The sequence below is a fragment of the Sulfurimonas sp. genome (assembly GCF_014859695.1).
GTDB lineage: Bacteria > Campylobacterota > Campylobacteria > Campylobacterales > Sulfurimonadaceae > Sulfurimonas.
The window spans coordinates 18551-39432 of record NZ_JACUTS010000014.1 but is presented as its reverse complement, the minus strand read 5'-3'; the positions used below and the strand labels follow the sequence as shown (position 1 = coordinate 39432).

Genomic DNA, 20882 nt, shown 5'->3' with positions numbered 1-20882 from the left:
TCTTCAACAACGCTGTGCGCTTTTATGTGAGAGTTGATTATTTTAGAACTTCCCGTTATGCGGCATCCGTTTTCTACTATGCATTCGCCCTCAAATGTCACATCCTCTTCTATATAGATGGTTGATGGGAGTTGCATCGTTACTCCTGATTCCATCCATTTGGTTTTGATTCTTTTCTGCATAATCTCCTCGGCATTTGCCAAATCTTTTTTAGAGTTTACGCCCCTGAAGTGCTCCTCATCAACCAAAAGAGGAGAGACGCTCAGCCCGTCGGCTCTTGCCATGGAGACAATATCGGTCAGATAGTACTCTTTTTGGGCGTTATTGTTATTTAGCAGAGGGATGTATTTGTCCAAAACACTTTTAGAGAAGGCGTATATGCCGGCATTTACGGTTGTTACCTGCAGCTCAGCTTCTGAGGCATCTTTTTGTTCGACTATCTTTTTTACCTCTTTGTCTTCAATGATAACGCGTCCGTATCCGTCAGGGTTTGGCAGATCAAAAATAGACATCACAATGTCAGAGCTGTTGTGTAAAAATCCATCAAGAGCCTTGGCTGTTATAAGCGGCATATCCCCGTTTAGTACCAGAACTTTTTCATTCTTAATAGAGATATTTTTCATAGCTCCGCCTGTTCCTGGGAAGTTGATATCGTCTTGAGTGACAAAACTTATATCGTTAAAGTTATCGCTTACGGCTTTTTGTACGGCATCTTTTTGATGAGCAATAACAACGGTTATGTCATCGCTTATTTCTCGTGAGGCTTTTATAATGTAGTAGAGCATCTCTTTGGCGCAAATAGTGTGCAAAACCTTCGCTTTAGAGGACTTCATTCTGCTTCCTTTTCCGGCAGCCAGGATAACAATACTGATTCTGTTTTTGTTCATTTTTTTAACTCTTTAAATTGTTTGACAAATTATACCTTTTGGCGCTTATGTTTGAAATTAAATGTGCAAAATTCCTTTTTAATTGAAGAGCCTAATATTTTTTGTGGTATTATAAGCTCAATATTTTGTTATAAGGTATTTGAATGGATTTAGGTACGGTCATAGGTATTGTTTTAGTCTTCGCACTTCTGATGGGTGCTATGGCAATGGGGGTAGGCGTTGGCGCTTACATCGACATCCCTTCTGTTCTTATCGTTATCGGCGGCAGTATCGGCGCTTTGATGGTGTCGTTTAAGCCGTCTCAAATGAAATCATTTGTGAAAATTTTTATGGTAGCTATAAAACCTCCTCAAGAGGATAGAGTCGAGCTTATCAAAAAACTTGTACAGTTTGCTACAAAAGCCAGAAAAGACGGAATTTTGGCACTGGAGAGTGAGGTTAATGATGAGCCGAACGAGTTTTTGAAAAAAGGTCTCTCCATGGCTATTGACGGTAATGAACCCGACAATATAAGAGAGCTTTTAGAGATTGAGATGGAGCAGACAAGTACGCGTCATAAGGTAAACGGATCTATCTTTAGTCAATGGGCAGGACTTGCCGGGGCTATGGGTATGGTTGGAACACTTATCGGTCTTGTTGCCATGCTTTTAAATATGGCTGACCCTTCTGCAATTGGTCCATCTATGGCGGTTGCACTCTTGACCACCATGTACGGTGCGATTATCGGTAACGTTTTGGGAACACCTATTGCGAACATATTGGGCATAAGAAACGATGAAGAGACGCTTGTTAAAGAGATGATTTTGACGGGGATTATGTCGATACAATCAGGAGATGCTCCAAGAGCGCTCGAGGCAAAACTACTGAGCTATCTGCCTCCAAAAGAGCGTGTGAGTCAATATAACTAATGGCTAGGAAAAAAAACAAGTGTCCTGATTGCGAAAAGTGTCTTCCAATGTGGCTGGCAGCTTTTGGAGATCTTATGTCTCTGCTTTTATGTTTTTTCGTTCTTCTTCTCTCCATGTCAAGTATGGATGCAAAAAAAATATCTGAAGCTATCGGCTCACTCTCTGGAGCTATGAGTGTTTTAGAGGGTGGTATTAAAACCGAAGTTTCCAAAAGACGTATCCAAGAATCAACACCTATTGAAGCGGCAGATGAGACATCTGAGCAAGTTAACAGAGTTATGCAGGCACTTACGGAGATAAATGAGATGACAGCAGAGGGCGACGGTCCTGCCGTTTCTCTTGAAGAAGCACAGGATGGTTTTGTAATTGAGCTCCCCGCTGCGCTTCTTTTTAAATCTGGCAGTGCCACAATTCAAAATGAAGATGCGCTGCTTTTCTTAAAAAGAATAGCTCTTATAGTAGGAGAGCTTCCAAATCGGACAAAAGTAAGTGTGCAGGGACATACCGACAATCAATTACCAGGTTCTGGCAGTCCATATAAAGACAACTGGGAATTATCCTCTGCCAGAGCAATTTCGGTATTGCAAGAACTACTTTTAAACGGAGTAGACCCAAAGCGTATAAATGCGGCAGGATTTGCCGAGTTTTCCCCAAAAGCAACTAATGTAACCGAGAGCGGCAGAGAGAAAAACCGCAGAGTCGAACTTCATTTTTACGGTGCAGACCCTGATGATAAACAAAAAGTCAAGCAAGGCGTCTTAGATAAGGCAGCACAGAGATAATGCTAAAACTTTTTTTACTCTTTTTATGCTTGGGAGCAACCTCGGTTTTCGGGGCTGAAAACGTCGCTATTCCGACGATGAACTTTGAGCTCTCTGCACCCTCTTCGCCGCAGCAGCTTGTAAGCTCTTTAAATGTTTTAGTACTCTTAACGCTTCTCTTCTTGGCGCCTAGTATGGTGCTTGTCATGACTACTTTTACGAGATTTGTAATCGTTTTTGGTTTTTTAAGACAAGCTCTGGGCACGCAGCAGGTTCCCCCGACACAGCTTCTGGTTATGCTTGCGATGATTTTAACTTTTTTTGTGATGGAGCCGGTAGGAGTAAAAGCTTATGAAAACGGTATAAAGCCATATATAGAAGAGAAGATAGGGTATGAAGAGGCGTTTGATGAGACTACTCTTCCGTTTAAAAACTTTATGATTAGAAATACAAGAGAGAAGGATTTGGCTCTCTTTTTTAGAATCAGAAAGATGCAAAACCCTACAACCGTTGCAGATGTTCCTCTCTCGGTAATCATTCCGGCATTTGTAATCAGTGAGCTAAAGACCGCTTTTGAGATAGGCTTCTTACTCTTTTTGCCGTTTTTGGTCATAGATATGGTTGTCGCATCCATCCTTATGTCTATGGGTATGATGATGTTGCCGCCTATTATGATAGCGCTCCCCTTTAAGATTCTTGTCTTTATTTTGATAGACGGCTGGAACTTATTAATCGGAAATCTTATAGCCTCCATAAAATAGATATAAAAGTAGATAATGTGAATTGTAAATATTTCGGTGAATGTGGTGCATGTATAGTTTATGAAGGCGGGTATGAGCATCAACTCTCGTTAAAAGTAGACTTGAACAAAGATAGATTTAAACCCTACTACGATGGGGGGATATCTGTTTTTAGATCCCCACAGAGTCACTATCGCTCAAGAAGCGAGTTTAAAATCCGGCATAAAGATGATGAGCTCTATTATGCGATGAATCATGTCAACAAAAGCGGTATTGTTTTTGTTGATGAGTGTCCGCAGGTGAGCGAACCGATAGCCGCTTTGATGCCAAAGCTCTTAAATGCTATAAAAAAGTATGACATAGGCTTTAAGCTTTTCGGTGCTGATTTTTTAAGTTCGACAACAGGTGAGATTGTTGTTTCGCTGCTCTATCATAGAAAGCTGGATGACTCTTGGAGAGAGATTGCTAAAAAGATAGCCTCTGAGCTGGGTATCTATATAATAGGACGAAGCAGAGGGCGAAAGCTTGTAGTCGGTCAGGATTACGTAACAGAGCATTTAGATGTGGATGTAATGGAGTTTAGGTTCAACTATGTAGAGAACAGTTTTACTCAGCCAAACTCAAAGGTAAATGAGCAGATGGTCTCGTGGGCTTTGAAAAACCTGCCAAAAAGCGAAAGTGATCTGCTTGAGCTATACTGCGGAGCGGGCAACTTTACCATACCTTTTTCACTCAAATTCAGAAAAGTTTTGGCTACTGAGATATCAAAATCCTCAATAAACGCCGCAAAAGCAAATATGAGTCTAAACGGTGTTCAAAATATAGAGTTCGTGCGCATGAGCGTTGAGGAGTTTGTTCAGGCTCTTGATGGTGTAAGAGAGTTTAACAGAATGAGAGATGTAGATATTGATTCTTACAACATTAAGACAATATTCGTTGATCCGCCAAGAAGCGGGATGGATGAGGCAACATGTGAGTTTGCTTCAAGATATGATACTATCTTGTATATCTCTTGCAACCCTGAAACACTTGCAAGAGATTTGGAGAGTTTATGTAAGACACACTCTGTTGCAGAGATGGCTCTTTTTGATCAATTTCCATATACGCACCATGCAGAAATGGGCGTCAGATTAGTCAAAAAAGGTAGTTTATGATGAGGGCACTGGTTCTAGTTTTAACAATTTTGCCATTTTTATATTCAAAAAATATAGACCTGGAGATAGAAAATAAAAGGTTGATTCAAGAGATAAACAGATTAGAAAAAATAGTAAAAAAGCAAGAGTTTCTTTTAAAAACCAAAGAAAGTAACGAAAATAATCTGTTAATATATAGCAACAGATGTGAAGAAGAGAGCCCTTTTCCGGATCTGATGATGAAAGAAGAGCATAAAAAAAGCTCGCCTGATAAAAATGAAATCATAACTTTTACAGCGAGTGCTTTTCGCTTAAAAACAGAGAGTGTAATCTATGACGCCGCCAATGGAGAGAAGATTGAGCTCTGGGAGAAGGGCACATCTTTTACCTCCAACAGCATGATGGATGGGTGGATTAAAATTTCCGGTTACTTCGTAAAGAGAAAGTGGAAAAAAGCACAAAGAGAGATGTGGGTTAAGCAAGCGCAAACCATAAAAAGATAGCAGTAAAATTATAATGATATAATGCTACAAAAAAAGTTAGAAGACGGTATATGAAAAAAATATTAATTATCGGTGATGGTGAAGTATCTAAACACTTTATAAACAGGATTATAGAGACTCACACAAGCGAGAATATCTACTATGTAGTAGAGACCAAAGCAAGAAAATATCAAAATGTAAATCCGTCACGTTTTAAATTTTACGAGTTTGACCCTACAAGCCTTTATAAGCTTGCAAATCTGCTTAAGATGGAGTTTGTGCAGGTTCTTGTCATTATGGACAGCAAACTGGATGTTCAGCATACTATTAAAAATATAAGAAGCATTAAAAAACAGCTGCGCATTATTGTTCTGAACAAATGGAAGCTTGAAAACGATGACTCCAATGTGGTTTTAATTGACTCCAATGAAATTCTCTCCTCAAGATTAATCGATTACCTGCCTAATGTTCCTGTTATTGCTCAAAATGTCGGAATAGGCGAGGGCGAGATAATGGAAGTACTTGTTCCATTTGGAAGTTCATTTATCTACAAACACATCGGCGTTATAGAGCAAAAAGAGTGGCGCATTGTTGCTATATACAGAAACAGAAAACTAATTATGCCAAACCGCCGAAGAATGATTCAGCCAAATGACCTTCTGCTTTTAGTAGGCGATCCTGCTGTTTTAAAATCTGTATACAGGGCGATAAAGAGAGAGCTTGGGCAGTTCCCTGAACCTTTTGGCTCTAACCTTTACCTCTATTTGGATATGGATTTGTTAAATCTTAAAACGATAGAAGATTTTATACAAAGAGCGATTTTTGTGCATAATAAGCTTGGGCATACTTTGATAATCAGGGTTGTAAATCCTAGTGATTTTGATGTTATTTGGATGGTTAAAGAGTATAGAGCAGAAAATATTATTATCGATATAAACTATGATTCTCAAAATATCAAAAAAAGTTTTTTTAACGATATAAAAGCGTACCATGTAGGCTTGGTGATTGTTCCAAACGAGATATTTGATGATTATGAGATGAGAGGAGTCCTGTTTGAGGCGCAGGTGCCTGTTTTTAAAATAGCAGACAGAGAGCTCTCAAGCGTAAAGGATGCTTCTATTATACTTGGAGATAATCGTGATTTGGAGAAAATCTCCTCAACTATATTTGACGTCTCCGAGCAGATGAGTCTCAATATTGAGTTATATAACTATATGAACGAACATCAAGAGGCTAAAGAGCAGGTAATCGAGCACTACTACAACCTTGCGACAATCTTCTCAAAGAGCATTAAAATTATAAAAGAGAGTGAAAATCCAATAAAAAAACTAAAACAAAAAAATGATTTTATACAGATTATCCCTTTTACAAAAAAATTAACACAAAGAAAAATCTACTCGACCCTCTCAACCGACAGCGAAAGACTCTACCACAAACTAGATGCAAATCATCAGATATTTATACCGGTGCAGATTTGATTTAGCCGTTTTTTAGCCTTATTTAAGTATTATACATCTAATTAAATTTTGGATAAATAATGCAAGTACATATAGAACTTAAAAAAGTTGTAGACAACTCTTATGATATAACTATCGGCAAGCTTCCCAAAATAGATTTCGATACAAAAGTGGCAGTTGTTACAAACCCGACGGTGTCGGCTCTTCATCTCGATTATCTTCTCTCAAATATTAGTGCCAAAGAGCTCCATGTCGTCACACTTAAAGATGGTGAAGAGTATAAAAACCAAGAGAGTGTTGATGCTATTTTGGACTCTTTGTTTGAACATCGTTTTAACCGTAAATCTATGCTTATTGCCTTTGGCGGCGGCGTAATCGGCGATATGACGGGATTTGCGGCAAGCATCTACCAAAGGGGGATTGACTTTATTCAAATCCCTACGACACTTCTCTCACAAGTTGATGCAAGTGTTGGCGGAAAAACAGGCATGAACAACAAGTACGGAAAAAATCTTGTAGGCGCTTTTCATCAGCCCAAAGCCGTATATATCGACCCCTATTTTTTGACTACTCTTCCAAAAAGAGAATTTGCAGCGGGCGTTGCAGAGATAGTGAAGATGGCAGTTACATTCAACAAAGAGTTTTTTGAGTTTTTAGAGAGTGCAGATTTGAGTGATGCCAAAGTGCTTCATGATGTTATTAAGCAGGCTGTTGAGACCAAAGCGAATGTAGTAACTCAGGATGAGAAAGAGCATGGACTCAGAGCTGCTCTGAATTATGGGCATACTTTTGGGCATGTCATAGAAAGTGAGACGAAATATAAACAGTTTTTACACGGTGAAGCGGTGGCTATCGGTATAGTTATGGCAAACGAAATAGCTCTAAAGATGAATCTTATGAGTGAAAAAGAGGCACTTAGAGTAAAAAAACTTCTGCAAAAATACAATCTGCCGACAGAGTATGAAATTGCGGATGTAAAGGCATTTTATGAGGCATTTTTTCTCGATAAAAAGAGTTCAGACGCCGCTATAACATTTATTTTGCCACTTGGTATAGGCGATGTAGTTATAACCGATAAAGTTGATACCGGAACGATAATGTGCACTTTAAATAAGTTTGGAAAAGATAGATGAAAAAAATAATATTTTCTCTCCTGATTGCATCATCTCTTCTTTTCTCAAGCAATATAACAAACGATAAAAATATAAGTGAACAAGAGCTTCAAATAAAGCTTGCCCAAGAGGATGCAAAAAAAGAAAAAATTGCTAAATATCTATCAGAACTTAAAAATATTGAGGAGAAAATAGCAAAAAAAGATAGTGTCTGGATGAAGAGCTACTCCTCATACCTTACATCTTTGGATGTCAGAGAGAGTTTGGAGAAGATAGTAGATAGGATAAATTTTCTTCAAAGAAAGAAGAACAAAACCCTAAGCGAAGCGGATGAGCTTAGTGCGTTGATAGCCAGAGAGAAGATATTGACATCGCAGATAGAAAAACTTAAGAAAAAGGATAGCTCTCCATTCTCGGATCTTTTAACTCCTCCAAATATAGACGAAACTCCAAGCATAAAAAATCCTTTTGATATATTTGCCGGTATTTCGTTGATTAAAACTTTGGATAGAGATTTTAACGATTATGTCTTGAAAAAAGATGAGTTGAAAAATCTTATCTCTCTTTTGAGGTCAGAGATTCGTATATATGGCGAAATACTCTCTCTTGATGAACAGAGCGAATACAAAGAGAAGGCGGAGCTAAAGCTCAAACAGCTTGAGAGATTTGAATCTGCTCTTGATACTATGAAAGTTACGGCTGATGTGTATCAAAAAAGATTGGACATCATAACGGTCAGCATAAACAAAGAGGTTGAAGCTCAGATGTTTAAAATCGCTAAAATAGGCGTTGTTATATTTATAGTCTTTGTTTTCTTCTTCTTGCTAAAGCTGTTTGTTAAAAAGTATATAACCGATAATGAACGTTTTTATATGGCAAACAAGATTATCACATTTGGTAATTTTACGCTTGTTGTCTTGATTCTATTTTTCAACTATATTGAAAATGTTAGCTACCTCGTTACCATTCTAGGATTTGCGTCTGCGGGTATTGCCATCGCCATGAAAGATTGGTTTATGAGCATACTCGGCTGGCTTGTGATTGTCTTTGGCGGAAGCATACATGTCGGTGACAGGATACGTGTCGATATGGATGGTATGCAGTACGTTGGTGATGTTATGGATATATCGCTTCTTAGAATGACAATTTTGGAGGATATTACTCTCACAACCATTTTGGACAACAGAAGAGCTGGAAGAATTATATTTATTCCAAACAACTATGTTTTTACGAGGATGATAGCAAACTATACGCATAGCTCGCTAAAAACCGTATGGGATGGCGTTAAAATCACTATTACGTACGACTCAAACCATAAAAAAGCGATGCACCTTGCAAAAGAGATAACCAAGAAGTTCTCTAAAGGGTACACGGATATTACAAGAAAACAACTCAACAAACTTCGTAATCAGTACAGCCTTAAAAATACAAACGTTGAGCCGAGAATTTTCTCTTTTATAGAGTCAAACGGCATAGCTATAGACGCTTGGTATCTTACAAACGCTTACGCGACACTTACTCTTAGAAGTGTTATTTCAACGGAGATTATCGACGCATTTATGGCAGAAGACGATATAACAATCGCATACCCTACGCAGATGCTTCACCTAGAAAAACCGGCAAAAAGAACTCCTCCTTTTGCTACAGATGAAGAGATTGTATAGATTATGAAGAAAGTATATTTTAAAACCTTTGGATGCAGAACTAACCTTTATGATTCTCAAGTGATGATGGGCTCGCTTCAGGAGTATGAAGTGACGGAAGATGAGAGTCAGGCGGATATAGTCGTCATTAACTCATGCACAGTTACAAACGGAGCGGATACTCATGTCCGTTCATACATCTCTCATGTCGAGAACAGCGGTGGTGCAAAGATTTTCCTAACAGGATGCGGCGCGCATACGAAGGGTGAGAATCTCTTGAAGCAGGGACGTGTTTCAGGTGTATTTGGGCAGAGCGAGAAGATAAAAATAGATGAGATGTTGAGTAAAGAGGAGCCTTTTTACGAGCCGGGTGATTTAAACTTCATAGATGAGAGCGTTGTTGATGATTTTATCGGCAAGAGCAGAGCGTTTATAAAGATTCAAGAGGGGTGTAGTTTTCGCTGCTCTTACTGCATCATACCTTACGTTCGCGGCGATGCGAGAAGCATGAGCGAGGATAAAGTCCTTGAACAGATAACCAGACTTGCCCGCAACGGCTTTGGAGAGTTTATCTTAACCGGAACAAACGTTGGAAGCTACGGACAAAAGACAGAGAGTTCCTTAGCATCTCTTATGAAAAAGATCTCACGTATTCGCGGTGTCAGACGCATAAGACTCGGAAGCGTAGAACCCATACAGATAACGGATGAGTTCAAAGAGATTTTGGATGAACCTTGGCTGGAGAGACATCTTCACATAGCACTGCAGCACACATCTCCGCAGATGTTGAAGTTTATGAACAGACGAAACGTTTATAAGCAAGACAGAGAGCTTTTTGAACTCCTCTCAAGCAAGGGTTTTGCGATTGGGACAGACTTTATCACAGGGCATCCCGGAGAGAGTAAAGAGTTATGGGATGAAGCGATGAGAAATGTGAGAGATTTGCCTCTGACGCATCTGCACGCATTTACATACTCAAAAAGAGACTCCACGCCATCAGCCGTCATGAAGCCTGAGGTAAACGGAAAAGTTGCAAAAGAGAGGCTTCACGAACTCCAAGAGATTGTAAAAGCTAAAAATCTTGAGTTTAGAAAGGCTTTTAGCGGAGAGCTTGAAGTGCTTATAGAGAGCGAAAAAGATGGAGCTTTTATTGGGTACGATCAGTATTTTAACAAAATTATAATCGACTCAGACGAGGATTTGGTAGGCAACTGGATAAATCTGAGCGAGTATGAGATAAGAGAGGAGTCTAACTATGGTAGGGTCTAAAACGAACAGAGTAGCACTATACGCATCAGCTTTTTTGGTGGTAATCTTGGTTCTTTTTGCGGTGCTTAGAGACAATGCAGAGTCAATTTCTCTCAAAGATGCAACTGCGATACTTCAAAACAAAAGCGTAAAGAGCGTTGTGGCTTCTGAAGATTTTATCTATCTTCAAACAGACAAAGAGGTTTACAAAATCGCATCTTCGCAGATCTCCCCCGATATGCTTAGCGAGTACAGAGTGAAAGTAAAGAGCGGCTCAAATATTGTAGCCTACTTTCTCTTTTTGGTTCTTCTTTTGGGAATCGGCACGATTCTCTTTAAGTGGCTTCAAAAAAACAGGATGTTAGATACCGGCAATATTGCAAGCAACAGATTTAAATCCTCTCTGGAGCATTCACAACCCATCGAGTCCATAAAAAGCGATGTTACATTTAATGACATCGGCGGCATAAGCGACGTAAAGATGGAGCTTGAAGAGATTATAGACTTTATGAAAAAACCCAAGCGCTACAAAAGTTTCGGTGCGAGAATGCCTCGCGGCGTACTTTTAGTAGGTCCTCCGGGCGTGGGTAAAACCATGATAGCAAAAGCCGTTGCAAATGCGGCAGGTGTTCCTTTTTACTACCAAAGCGGCGCCTCTTTTGTTCAGATATATGTCGGCATGGGCGCAAAGAGGGTTCATGAGCTTTTTTCGGCGGCAAAAAACAACTCTCCCTCAATTATATTTATAGATGAGATAGATGCTGTTGGAAAAAAGAGAGACGGACAGAGAAACGACGAGAGGGAAGCAACTCTTAATCAACTTTTAACGGAGATGGACGGCTTTGAAAACTCAAGCGGTGTTATAGTTATAGCCGCTACAAACAAGATAGAGGTGCTTGACTCGGCACTGCTTCGCGCGGGCAGGTTTGATCGAAGAGTTTTTGTCGAACTTCCTACAAAGAGGGAGAGAGCTTCAATCCTTACAAAATATTTAGAAAAAGTTCCCAATGACGTAAATGTCGATACCGTCGCAAACATGACTGTGGGATTTAACGGAGCATCATTGGCGGCTCTTGTCAACGAGGCATCTCTGCTTGCCATAAGAGGGCATGATTTTCAGGTCACGATAGAGCATTTTCATGAGGTAAAAGACAAGGTAATGTTTGGCAAAAAGAAACTTCAGATGTTAAGTGAAGAGCAGAAGCAGTACCGCGTAACTTATCAGGCGGCAAAAGCAATCTGCGCGACCTACTTTGACCTCCCTTTTGAGAAACTGCTTCTCTCAAACGAGAAACTGACTCCTGCAACAGATGAGCCGCTTATAAAGCATGAACTTGAATCAAGAGTTAAGATGCTTTTAGCGGGCATTGTCGCATGTAACATTAAGTACAGTGAACATGCAAGCAGTGCCAAGGGCGATTTGGACGAGGCTAAAGAGATAGTCCAGATGATGATTGCAGAGTACGGCATGGGTTCGTCTCTTATAGCAAGTGAGAATGAAAAAGAGATTTTGATGAAAAGACTCTATGAGGAGACGAGAAACCTTTTAGAGTCTATGCAGAGTGTTATAAAGTATGTAGAGAGCGTTTTGAACGAGCGTGAGAGTATCACGAAAGCGGATGTGAAAAAGAAACTAAATGAAATTTTATAGTGGTTTTTCTCTAAAAAATGAGCACTATTACTTTGAAGAGTATATAAACTCATCCGAGTACACTGTTTGCGGATTTAGTTACGGAGCCATAAAAGCTCTTAGAGAAACTAAAGAGAGGCTCTCTGAGAAAAAGCGCGTAGACACACTGCAGCTCTTCTCTGCTGCTTTTTTTCAGACAAAAGATGAGAAGTTTAAAAAACTCCAGCTGCTCGGATATAGAAAAAATCAAGACGCTTACCTAAGAGAGTTCATCTCCATATGCTTTTTACCCTATGAGAAAAAGATAGTTGAGCATGACAAAAACTCCATTGAAGAGCTTGAAGAGCTGCTGCAGTATGAGTGGGATATAAGTGAACTAAAAGAGATTGTGCGAAGCGGTGTAAAGATAGAGGTTTATCTCGGTGGAGAGGACAGAATTATAGATATTGAGGGTGCAAGAGAGTTTTTTTTGGAGGTTGCTACGGTAACATACATCAAAAATGCAAATCATTTTTTATTAACAAAATAGGAGATTATATATGAGCAAAATAAAAATAGGCGTTATAACGGCAAGTGATCGAGCTAGCAAAGGGATATACGAAGATATTTCTGGAGTAGCTATTCAAGAAAGTATGAAGGATTATCTCAAGAGCGAGTTTGAGATACTTTACAGATGTATCCCAGATGAGCAGGAGATGATAGAGAGGACTATGATAGAGCTTTGCGACGATGAAGAGTGCTGTTTAGTGGTTACTACAGGTGGAACGGGACCTGCGCTTCGTGACGTAACGCCTGAGGCAACAGAGAATGTATGTCAGAAGATGATGCCAGGATTTGGTGAACTTATGCGTCAAGTAAGCCTGCAGTATGTTCCTACGGCTATACTATCTCGTCAGACTGCCGGAATCAGAGGCAAAAGCCTCATTATAAATCTCCCCGGTAAACCAAAATCTATAAGAGAGTGTCTTGATGCGGTATTTCCTGCCGTTCCATACTGCATAGACCTTATAGAAGGACCCTATATTGAGACAAATGAGGATGTTATAAAGGCTTTTAGACCGAAGGCTAAGTAGAGCCTTTTGGTCACTAATCTACTATGTTGCTTTTTATTTTATCTTCTAGCCAAAAAGTATAGACCGACAACAAAACTGACAGCACCGGCAATGTAGAAGGTCATTACTTTATCAGTATCCGAACCTGTAACAGCCTGTGTAACCTGAGAACCGACAGAGCTAGATAGTTGATATCCCCATATTGCAACTCCAACACCTATAACCACGAGAATAATTCCTATTACCTTACTTGTCATAGCCATAATAGACTCCTATTGTTAAATAAAATAAAATGTTTGCAGTGTTAAGAGCAAACTATTTATTCAATTAATAATTCTATCTTAATTTACTCAAAAAGAGTCATTAAATGTTTTGTAAGCCTTTACTTACTCTCTTCTCATAAGGCAGCGGATTTTTTGTTTGGAGTGTAATTTCTTACTTGGTAGGGGAAAATTTCAAAAATACACCAAGTGCTATCAGTAGGAAAGCCGCACTGATAATAATAGCTACAGGATAATATAGATTCCCTGCCAGGTCCAGTTGGCTGTACTTGATAACCATAATAAGCCCCTCAAGCGACAAAGCAACACACACAGTTCCGATAAAGCGGGGAAGGGTTCTTCTAAGCATATGAACGACATTATGCCCATTATCATTGCTGTACTCTTTGTTGATGACAATGGCAAGCTCAAACACAGCGATTGCAATAATGCTAGTATTTACCATCTGTATAATGACGGATGTGATTTCTCTTTTGTAAAACAGAGAGAAATCTCTCTGCTCTTAGTTTTATACGAAGTTTACGTCTGTGACGTGGTGTTTTAGACCAAGCTCTGCAGGAGAGCATCCAAGAGCCAGACCTACCATCTGTTGCATGTGAAGAACGGGAAGAGAGACTTCTCTGCCTATTGCTTCAGAAGCACTTTTTGTCTGCGTGTCAAGTTTTAAGTGACAAAGTGGACAAGGTGTTACCATCATGTCGGCATTCTGGTCGGTTGCACCGGCAATAGCTGTTCCTGTTAAAACTGCTGCAGTATGTGGAGCTTGAAGTTCAACGTGGAATCCGCAGCACTTGTTTTTCTCTTCATAGTCAACATTCATACCGCCACATGCGATAATGAGGTCATCTAGTGAAGTAGGGTTGTATGGGTTCTCTTTTTGTTTGTGAGACTCGTCGTGAAGCTCTGAAGGGCGGATGTTGTGACAGCCGTAAAAGGGAGCTATATTGAACTCGCTTAGAGGTCTCACAACCATCTTTTTGATTTTATCGAGTCCAAAATCATCAATGATAGCATATAAAAAGTGGATGATGTTTGATGTGCCTTTGTACTCTAAACCAACCTCTGCAAGCTTCTCGTTGACTTTTGCCTTTAGTTCAGGATTTCTATCTAGTCTATGCTTTGTCATTGCAGTATTTAACTGACATGTATTACAGATAGTAACCATGGTTAAGCCATGCTTTTCAGCGTAAGCTATATTTCTTGCATTTAGTACAAGCGATAAGAAGTCATCATAGTCTTGCAGGTGAGAAGCGCCGCAACATGAAGCTTCCGTTAGTTCTATAAGCTCAATATCGAGCTTTCTAGCAACTGCCAGAGTTGACATCATCTGTTCCGGAGTACTTTGTTTTGCCGTACATCCCGTAAAAAGTGCATATTTTAATTTTTTCATCTACTTTACTCCTAGAACTTTACTGTTGATGATGATTTTATAAGCTTTTGAATCTCATCAAGGTTGTCTGATTTTGGCATATTCCAAGGCATGACAATCTTGCCTTTTCTAAACATTTGAAGTGCAACAGGAATATGTTTGACTATATGAGCTCCCTCTGAGTAGAGGACCAAGCCGCCCTCATCAAGCATGCCGTGCTTTTTGATAGAGTGTAAGAAACCGACAGCATGGCGAGTTGCAACGTTGTTCTTTGCAACCCCTTTTTTAAACGCCATCTGGTGCAGTTTTGTTATCTTTTCAATAGGGTTGATATCTTTTGGACAAACCTCTGCGCACTCAAAACATTTGACACAATCCCAAACACCTTGTTTCTCTTCGTTGACATCTATAAGTCTCTGAGAGTCACTATCACGAACATCTGCTTCAAAGCGGTAGGCCGCCGCGAATGCTGCAGGACCGAAGAAATCGCTGTTTATCTCAACAACAGGACAGGCATAGTGACACGCTCCGCACTGAATACAAAGGTCGGCATCGTTTAATTCCTCTGCATCATGTGGAGATACAAGGTTTTCACATGTAGGATTTTCATCAATGTCAGCTGCTAGGTAAGGAGTCACGGCTGCATGTTTTTCCCAGAAGTCACCTTTGTCGATAATCATATCTTTTATAGCTCTTTTTGTACTCAAAGGCTCGATTGTCAAATCATTTCCAAAGTACTCTATCATGGTAGTCATACTCTCTTTACATGCAAGAGTACTTCTGCCGTTTACTTTGATGGCACATGCCCCGCAGATGCCGTGACGACAGCTTCTTCTGTATGAAAAACTTCCGTCATAATCCCACTTAATTCTGTTTAGTATATCTAAGACAACCTCTTCGGAAGTAACATCCATACTATAATCTTCATAGTATGGAAGATAATCTTCATCAGCATTAAAGCGAAATACTTTGAAGTTTACTTTTTGTGTAGTGATTTTATTTGTACTCATAACTTCTCCTTAGTAATTTCTTGCTTTAAGTTCATGTTTGCCAAGAACCACAGGCATGTAATCAAGTGCTATATTGCCATCTTTATCCATGTAAGCCATAGTGTGTTTTAAGAAGTTTTCATCATCACGTGTGTTAAAATCTTCTCTAAAGTGCGCACCGCGGCTCTCGTTTCTTGCAATAGCACTCTCCACGATAAACGCAGAGTAGTCAACCATGTGACCAAACTCAATCGCCTCTTGAAGCTCAGTGTTAAACACTTTTGATTTGTCTTTTATACGGATGTTTTTAAATCTTTCTCTTAACTCTTTAACTTTCGCAACAGCAATCTCTAGTGTCTCTTTTGTTCTAAATGCACCGGCATTGTCAGTCATGCACTGCTGAAGTTCTTCTCTTAGTTTCGTAATTGTCTCATTTCCGTTGTTGTTTAGTACGAAAGCGATCTCATCAAGGGCTCTTTGTGCATCTTCTTGTGTTGCTTCACGAAGTTCAATTGTATCTATCTCATTTACCATTGTTTTGCCGACAAAGCGACCAAAAAGAAGCGCTTCAAGAACAGAGTTTGCTCCAAGACGATTTGCGCCGTGAACAGATACACAAGAACACTCACCCGCTGCATAGAATCCCTCTACAAATTCGTCATTGTTTTTACGAACATTTCCTGCAATATTTACAGGGATGCCACCCATAGAGTAGTGCGCCGTTGCAGAGATAAGGATAGGCTCTTTTATCATATCAAGACCTAAAAATGTCATGGCAAGTTCACGAAGTTCAGGTAGTCTCTCCATAATCAGATCTTTTCCAAGATGAGTTACATCTATAAAAACAGCATCTTTTCTGGGTCCAACACCGCGTCCTTCTCTTATCTCGTTTAAAATAGCACGAGACACAACATCTCGGCTTGCAAGTTCCATCGCATTTGGAGCATATTTTTCCATAAATCTCTCACCAAGAGAGTTCAGAAGACGTCCTCCCTCGCCGCGAGCAGCTTCAGAGATTAAAACACCGTTTCCTGAAAGTCCTGATGGGTGAAACTGAACAAACTCCATATCTTCTAATGGAAGTCCGTGACGTGCTACAATCGAGAGACCATCGCCAGTATTTGCATGTGCATTTGAGTTGATTTTGTAGCTTCTTGCGTATCCGCCTGTCGCAAACATAACCGATTTTGTGTTGAAGATAGCGACTTGAAGATCTCTAATATTAAACGCAACTACGCCTGAAACCTTGCCATCTTTGTAGATGATATCAGCAGCATACCACTCATCCCAGAACTCAACACCGGCGCGGAAAGCCTGCTCGTAAATAGTTTGTAAAAGCGTTAAACCGGTTCTGTCTTTTGCGTAACATGCACGAGGGGATGATTGCCCGCCAAAAGGTCTTTGTGCGATCTTTCCATCGGCGGTTCTGCTAAATGCAGCACCCATTCTCTCTATCCAGCGGATAGTCTCAGGTGCATTTTTACACATAAACTCAACAGCGTCTTGATCAGCTAAATAGTCACTCCCTTTTACGGTGTCAAACTCATGCAGCTCAACGCTGTCCTCATTGCTAAAAGCTGCATTTACGCCGCCTTGTGCAGCTCCGGAGTGGCTTCTTAGCGGATGTAGTTTTGTTATAACTGCAACTTTTTTGCCTGCATTTTGTAATTCTCTTGCAGCGGCGCATCCTGCTAGACCTGCACCGACAATAATTGCATCGTAAGTATAAATAGGAATACCCATTAGCTTTCCTTTGTTGATTAAGAATAAAATAAGGCGGATTTTACAATTTTTAGCCTTTGTCTATAATAAAAAGTTGTTATAAAAGGTAAAAATGTTCCATTATCACTCATTATCACTCATATTGGGCAAAACTAGAGACCGGAAGTGTGTAGATTTGTGATATTTACTCAGTGAAATAGATGAAGGAGGGCGCCCTGTAGCGGTGAAATACAGGGGTAAGAAATATTATAGTTCGCTGTGAGCCAAATCTTTTATTTGAGATATTTTATCTCCGCCTGTCTCTTTGGCATAGTCAAGTACTTTTTTAGCCTGTTTAATAGCCTCTTCAAGAGATACATGATTTGGTTTTATGACAAACCCTCCGCTTAGTTTTATCTTGATTGGCCCGAGTTCTGGAGATGTTAGTTTAAGCTCGGAGACACTTTGGCGGATAATGTCTGCATCTTTGTATGAGAGCTCTTTGCTCTCTCTTGAGAGAACTACCGTAAACTGGTTGTAGTCCGTTCTTGCGATTACATCCGCCGACTGTTTGTGAAGGGAGGCTGTAAATGCAACTTTTTTGAGTATGTTTTGTGTCAGTTCCTGGGAGTAGACTCTGTTTGTTTTTGAAAAGTTGTCAATCTCAAATACTGTAACGGATGTATAGTTCTTCTCTTTGATATTTTTCTTCTCAGCATAAGCGCTCATTAGACCTTTTAGGTTGTTGATGCCCGTTACCGGGTCGACCATTGCAGGGTTTTCTGATATATCCGGTTTTCTTCTTATCCTTACAGAAATTGCACCTGCTTCTTGTGAAAATATTTCATACCCCTTTTTGTCCACATCATAAAGGTACTCAATATCTTTATATATTGCCGCGAGTCTTTTTCTGTACCAAAAAGCCATAAAGAAAATTAATGCGAATGCCATGAAGGTTATATTTTTGTGAATGTTGAACTTTTTTTGGTTATATGAGATAGCTCTGAAAACTATGTGGTTGATTTGATCGTATAAAGAGGCAAAACTTTTTTGCAACGCCTCCTCTTTCTCTTTGTCGCCGTTATTTTTCTTTGTATAGAAGTCGCTCGCTCTTTTATTGAACTCTCTTGTGAGAGAACTTAGTTCATCCAAATCGGACAGATACTCTTTTGAGTTTGAGAGTACAAATCTCTCTACAAAACTAAATTCGTATTGATTGCGGAGTTTATCAATGTCGTGAAGAAGCTGGGTGCTTTTACCGTTAAACTGTATTAGTGCCAAATCAAGGTCACCTTTTGGAAGAGATAAAAGAGAGCTGATAATTCGCTTTTGGTTATTTAGGTTGTCAATTTTTTCATATGAGTTTGAGTGCTCAACCGCTGCCAACACTCCAAACGCTGCAAACACAGTCGCCAATAAAAGAAAAAGAGAGAGGTTGTTGAAAATCTTTTTTATAGAGTGCTTCATGGTAGGATTTCCTATATAGATGGTATAATATCCCGCTATTTTATACACATTGGCTTTAATGGTAACTTAAGGCATTTTAAGAAGTTTTATTGAATTTAGAAAATTATTTTATATCTCAGTTTAAAAACGCTCATATCGGTGACGATGGGGCTTTGATAGGCTCTAGTGTTTACTCAAAAGATGCCTTTTTCGAAGATGTCCATTTTAAAAAAAAGTGGATGAGCTACTATCAGATTGCAGCTAAGGCTATGACGGTCAATATTTCGGATGCAATCGCTATGAATGCAAAGCCGAAGTATGCACTTCTGGGCGTTGCGATGCCCAAGTCCATGACGATGAGAGAGATGAGAGAGCTGGCATCCGGATTTGAGGATACGGCGGCAAAATACGGTGTTGAGATTATCGGCGGAGATACCATCGGCAATATTAAGCTTGATATTACGATTACTATTATCTCCCAGACCGACAAACCTCTAAGAAGACAAGGGCTCAAACATGGTTATCTGGTTGCGTATACGGGGGAGCTTGGTCGAAGTGCCAAAGAGCTCAGAAGATTAACAAACCTTGGCAAAATTCATAAAAATTCAAAGTTTGTAAATATAAAACTGAGAGAGAAGTTTGTCTCAAGGGCTTCACGCTATCTAAAGTGCGGCATGGATATTTCAGACGGTCTTTTTAGCGATCTAAAAAAGCTCTCATCTGCTAATGGATTAGGGTTTAATTTTTACAAGCGTATACCAAAGAGAGTAGGGTGCAGCGGGGAAGAGTACGAGATGCTTTTTGGTTTTGACAAAAGAGACAAAAAGGCTCTGCAAAGAGTGGCTAAACTCTGCAGAACACCGATAACTATAGTTGCACAAAGTGCCAGAAAACATTACAAAAACAGATGCAAAGCGCATCATTTTTAAACTACTAGGATTATTATGGACAGATTTTATTCACTCTCGCATTCAAGCATAGATTTTCACTTTAGACAGACCCCAAGAGATTTCGTTGTGGAGGAGATACCGCTTTATGAGTTAAGCGGCGAGGGTGAGCATCTTGTACTCTTTGTAAGAAAAAAAGGGCTCTCTACTCTTGAGCTTGTCTCTATCATCGCTAAATATTTGGGGATTCAAAACAAAGAGATAGGTTATGCTGGGCTAAAAGATAAGCATGCCATGACAAAGCAGTATATCTCACTGCATAAAACCCATGAAGTAAAGATGGATGCGTTTGAACATGAAGATATAAAGATACTCTCAAAGGCATACCACAACAACAAGATAAGAATAGGGCATCTTAAAGGCAACAGGTTTTACATTAAGTTAAAAAAAGTAAACCCGACTGCGGCAAAAAAGATAGATGAGGCTTTGAAAAACATAGCAACATTCGGAATGCCTAATTTTTTTGGTTATCAGCGTTTTGGAACAGACGGAAACAACCATATTGACGGTGAAAAAATCGCAAAAGGCGAGAAGAAAGAGCGCAATGTAAAAATCAGAAAACTTCTCATCAGCGCATACCAGAGCCATCTTTTCAACCTTTGGCTAAGCAGACGACTAGAGATAAGTGCGCTTGTGCAAAAATTCGATACAAAAGAGTTGGAGCCTCTGCTCAATATGCCAAATGAGGAGCTTGCAAAAATGAAGACTCAGACGCATCCGTTTAAGCTTATAAACGGAGATATCATGGAGCATTATCCGCATGGAAGACTCTTTGACTATGACGGAAGTGAAGATGATCTCAAAAGGTTTAACGAAAAAAATATATCGGTTACGGGTCTTTTGTGCGGCAAAAAAGCAAGAATTGCTTCTAATGCGGCAAGAGTGATTGAAAAAGAGTTTGATGATGAGATAAACGCAGACGGTACGAGAAGATACGCATGGGTATATCCAGAGGAGGTCGAGGGAAGATACAAAAATGAAGTAGCTCAGTATGAGCTCAACTTTTCGCTTCCAAAAGGCTCTTATGCCACGGTTTTAATTGAAGAGATAGCAAAGCGCAAGCTTCTTTCAGAAAAAAGAGAGATAAGGGAGTAGG

Annotated in this window: 21 protein-coding genes; 14 read left to right on the top strand and 7 right to left on the bottom strand. The window is 39.7% G+C overall.

Annotated features, from left to right (window positions below; genetic code table 11):
* The coding region (locus IBX42_RS04450) for an NTP transferase domain-containing protein (protein WP_294929401.1) at positions 1–887 on the bottom strand (887 nt) is incomplete at its 3' end.
* A gap of 143 nt (positions 888–1030) precedes the next feature.
* On the opposite strand from IBX42_RS04450, the gene IBX42_RS04445 reads away from it, so the two are divergent.
* Genes IBX42_RS04445 through mog form a run of 12 tightly spaced genes read left to right on the top strand, consistent with a single transcriptional unit; the run spans position 1031 to position 13074 of the window.
* Positions 1031–1795: a motility protein A gene (locus IBX42_RS04445; protein WP_294929397.1), complete on the top strand. Its 765-nt coding sequence runs from the start codon at positions 1031–1033 to the stop codon at positions 1793–1795.
* On the top strand, positions 1795–2577 hold the full coding sequence (locus IBX42_RS04440) for a flagellar motor protein MotB (RefSeq protein WP_294929394.1): 783 nt from the start codon (positions 1795–1797) through the stop codon (positions 2575–2577). Before IBX42_RS04445 ends, IBX42_RS04440 begins: the two co-directional genes overlap by 1 nt.
* Positions 2577–3317 carry a flagellar type III secretion system pore protein FliP gene (gene fliP / locus IBX42_RS04435; RefSeq protein ID WP_294929390.1) on the top strand — a complete coding sequence of 247 codons (741 nt, stop codon included), beginning with the start codon at positions 2577–2579 and terminating at the stop codon, positions 3315–3317. The genes IBX42_RS04440 and fliP overlap by 1 nt, the downstream gene beginning before the upstream one ends.
* 17 nt (positions 3318–3334) lie before the next feature.
* Positions 3335–4450 carry a tRNA (uridine(54)-C5)-methyltransferase TrmA gene (gene trmA, locus IBX42_RS04430; RefSeq protein ID WP_294929386.1) on the top strand — a complete coding sequence of 372 codons (1116 nt, stop codon included), beginning with the start codon at positions 3335–3337 and terminating at the stop codon, positions 4448–4450.
* Complete coding sequence (locus IBX42_RS04425; protein ID WP_294929382.1) at positions 4447–4932, top strand: hypothetical protein; 486 nt, start codon at positions 4447–4449, stop codon at positions 4930–4932. Before trmA ends, IBX42_RS04425 begins: the two co-directional genes overlap by 4 nt.
* A 50-nt stretch (positions 4933–4982) precedes the next feature.
* Positions 4983–6389 (top strand): TrkA C-terminal domain-containing protein, encoded by a 1407-nt coding sequence (locus tag IBX42_RS04420; protein WP_294929379.1) that lies wholly within the window; start codon positions 4983–4985, stop codon positions 6387–6389.
* Positions 6390–6448: 59 nt separating this feature from the next.
* A complete protein-coding gene (aroB, locus tag IBX42_RS04415) occupies positions 6449–7501 on the top strand; it encodes a 3-dehydroquinate synthase (RefSeq protein WP_294929376.1) in 1053 nt (350 codons plus the stop codon).
* Positions 7498–9144, top strand: coding sequence for a mechanosensitive ion channel domain-containing protein (locus tag IBX42_RS04410; protein WP_294929372.1), 1647 nt, complete (start codon positions 7498–7500; stop codon positions 9142–9144). Before aroB ends, IBX42_RS04410 begins: the two co-directional genes overlap by 4 nt.
* 3 nt (positions 9145–9147) lie before the next feature.
* Positions 9148–10392 (top strand): tRNA (N(6)-L-threonylcarbamoyladenosine(37)-C(2))-methylthiotransferase MtaB, encoded by a 1245-nt coding sequence (gene mtaB / locus IBX42_RS04405; protein ID WP_294929369.1) that lies wholly within the window; start codon positions 9148–9150, stop codon positions 10390–10392.
* Entirely contained in the window at positions 10379–12022 is a 1644-nt protein-coding gene (locus IBX42_RS04400; protein ID WP_294929366.1) for an ATP-dependent metallopeptidase FtsH/Yme1/Tma family protein, read from the top strand. Before mtaB ends, IBX42_RS04400 begins: the two co-directional genes overlap by 14 nt.
* On the top strand, positions 12009–12530 hold the full coding sequence (gene bioV / locus IBX42_RS04395; RefSeq protein WP_294929363.1) for a pimelyl-ACP methyl ester esterase BioV: 522 nt from the start codon (positions 12009–12011) through the stop codon (positions 12528–12530). The genes IBX42_RS04400 and bioV overlap by 14 nt, the downstream gene beginning before the upstream one ends.
* Before the next feature lie 10 nt (positions 12531–12540).
* Positions 12541–13074: a molybdopterin adenylyltransferase gene (gene mog / locus IBX42_RS04390; protein WP_294929360.1), complete on the top strand. Its 534-nt coding sequence runs from the start codon at positions 12541–12543 to the stop codon at positions 13072–13074.
* Positions 13075–13112: 38 nt separating this feature from the next.
* On the opposite strand, the gene IBX42_RS04385 is transcribed toward mog, so the two are convergent.
* The 6 genes from IBX42_RS04385 to IBX42_RS04360 all read right to left on the bottom strand — a co-directional run bounded on the left by IBX42_RS04385 (position 13113) and on the right by IBX42_RS04360 (position 18860).
* Complete coding sequence (locus IBX42_RS04385) at positions 13113–13316, bottom strand: DUF3185 family protein (protein WP_294929357.1); 204 nt, start codon at positions 13314–13316, stop codon at positions 13113–13115.
* Positions 13317–13488: 172 nt separating this feature from the next.
* Positions 13489–13779, bottom strand: a complete 291-nt coding sequence (locus IBX42_RS04380) for a hypothetical protein (protein WP_294929354.1) — start codon at positions 13777–13779, stop codon at positions 13489–13491.
* Positions 13780–13842: 63 nt separating this feature from the next.
* The gene (locus IBX42_RS04375) at positions 13843–14724 is read right to left on the bottom strand and encodes a CoB--CoM heterodisulfide reductase iron-sulfur subunit B family protein (RefSeq protein ID WP_294929351.1); all 882 of its coding nucleotides are present in this window, start codon (positions 14722–14724) and stop codon (positions 13843–13845) included.
* An 11-nt stretch (positions 14725–14735) separates the two neighbouring features.
* Positions 14736–15713 carry a succinate dehydrogenase iron-sulfur subunit gene (gene sdhB / locus IBX42_RS04370; RefSeq protein WP_294929348.1) on the bottom strand — a complete coding sequence of 326 codons (978 nt, stop codon included), beginning with the start codon at positions 15711–15713 and terminating at the stop codon, positions 14736–14738.
* Between the two features lie 9 nt (positions 15714–15722).
* A complete protein-coding gene (sdhA, locus tag IBX42_RS04365; RefSeq protein ID WP_294929345.1) occupies positions 15723–17435 on the bottom strand; it encodes a succinate dehydrogenase flavoprotein subunit in 1713 nt (570 codons plus the stop codon).
* Between the two features lie 225 nt (positions 17436–17660).
* Positions 17661–18860 (bottom strand): diguanylate cyclase, encoded by a 1200-nt coding sequence (locus IBX42_RS04360; RefSeq protein WP_294929342.1) that lies wholly within the window; start codon positions 18858–18860, stop codon positions 17661–17663.
* Positions 18861–18949: 89 nt separating this feature from the next.
* Here IBX42_RS04360 and IBX42_RS04355 point away from each other — a divergent pair, with 89 nt between their 5' ends.
* Complete coding sequence (locus tag IBX42_RS04355; protein WP_294929339.1) at positions 18950–19768, top strand: thiamine-phosphate kinase; 819 nt, start codon at positions 18950–18952, stop codon at positions 19766–19768.
* A 15-nt stretch (positions 19769–19783) separates the two neighbouring features.
* The gene (gene truD, locus IBX42_RS04350; protein WP_294929336.1) at positions 19784–20881 is read left to right on the top strand and encodes a tRNA pseudouridine(13) synthase TruD; all 1098 of its coding nucleotides are present in this window, start codon (positions 19784–19786) and stop codon (positions 20879–20881) included.
* Position 20882: the final 1 nt, after the last annotated feature.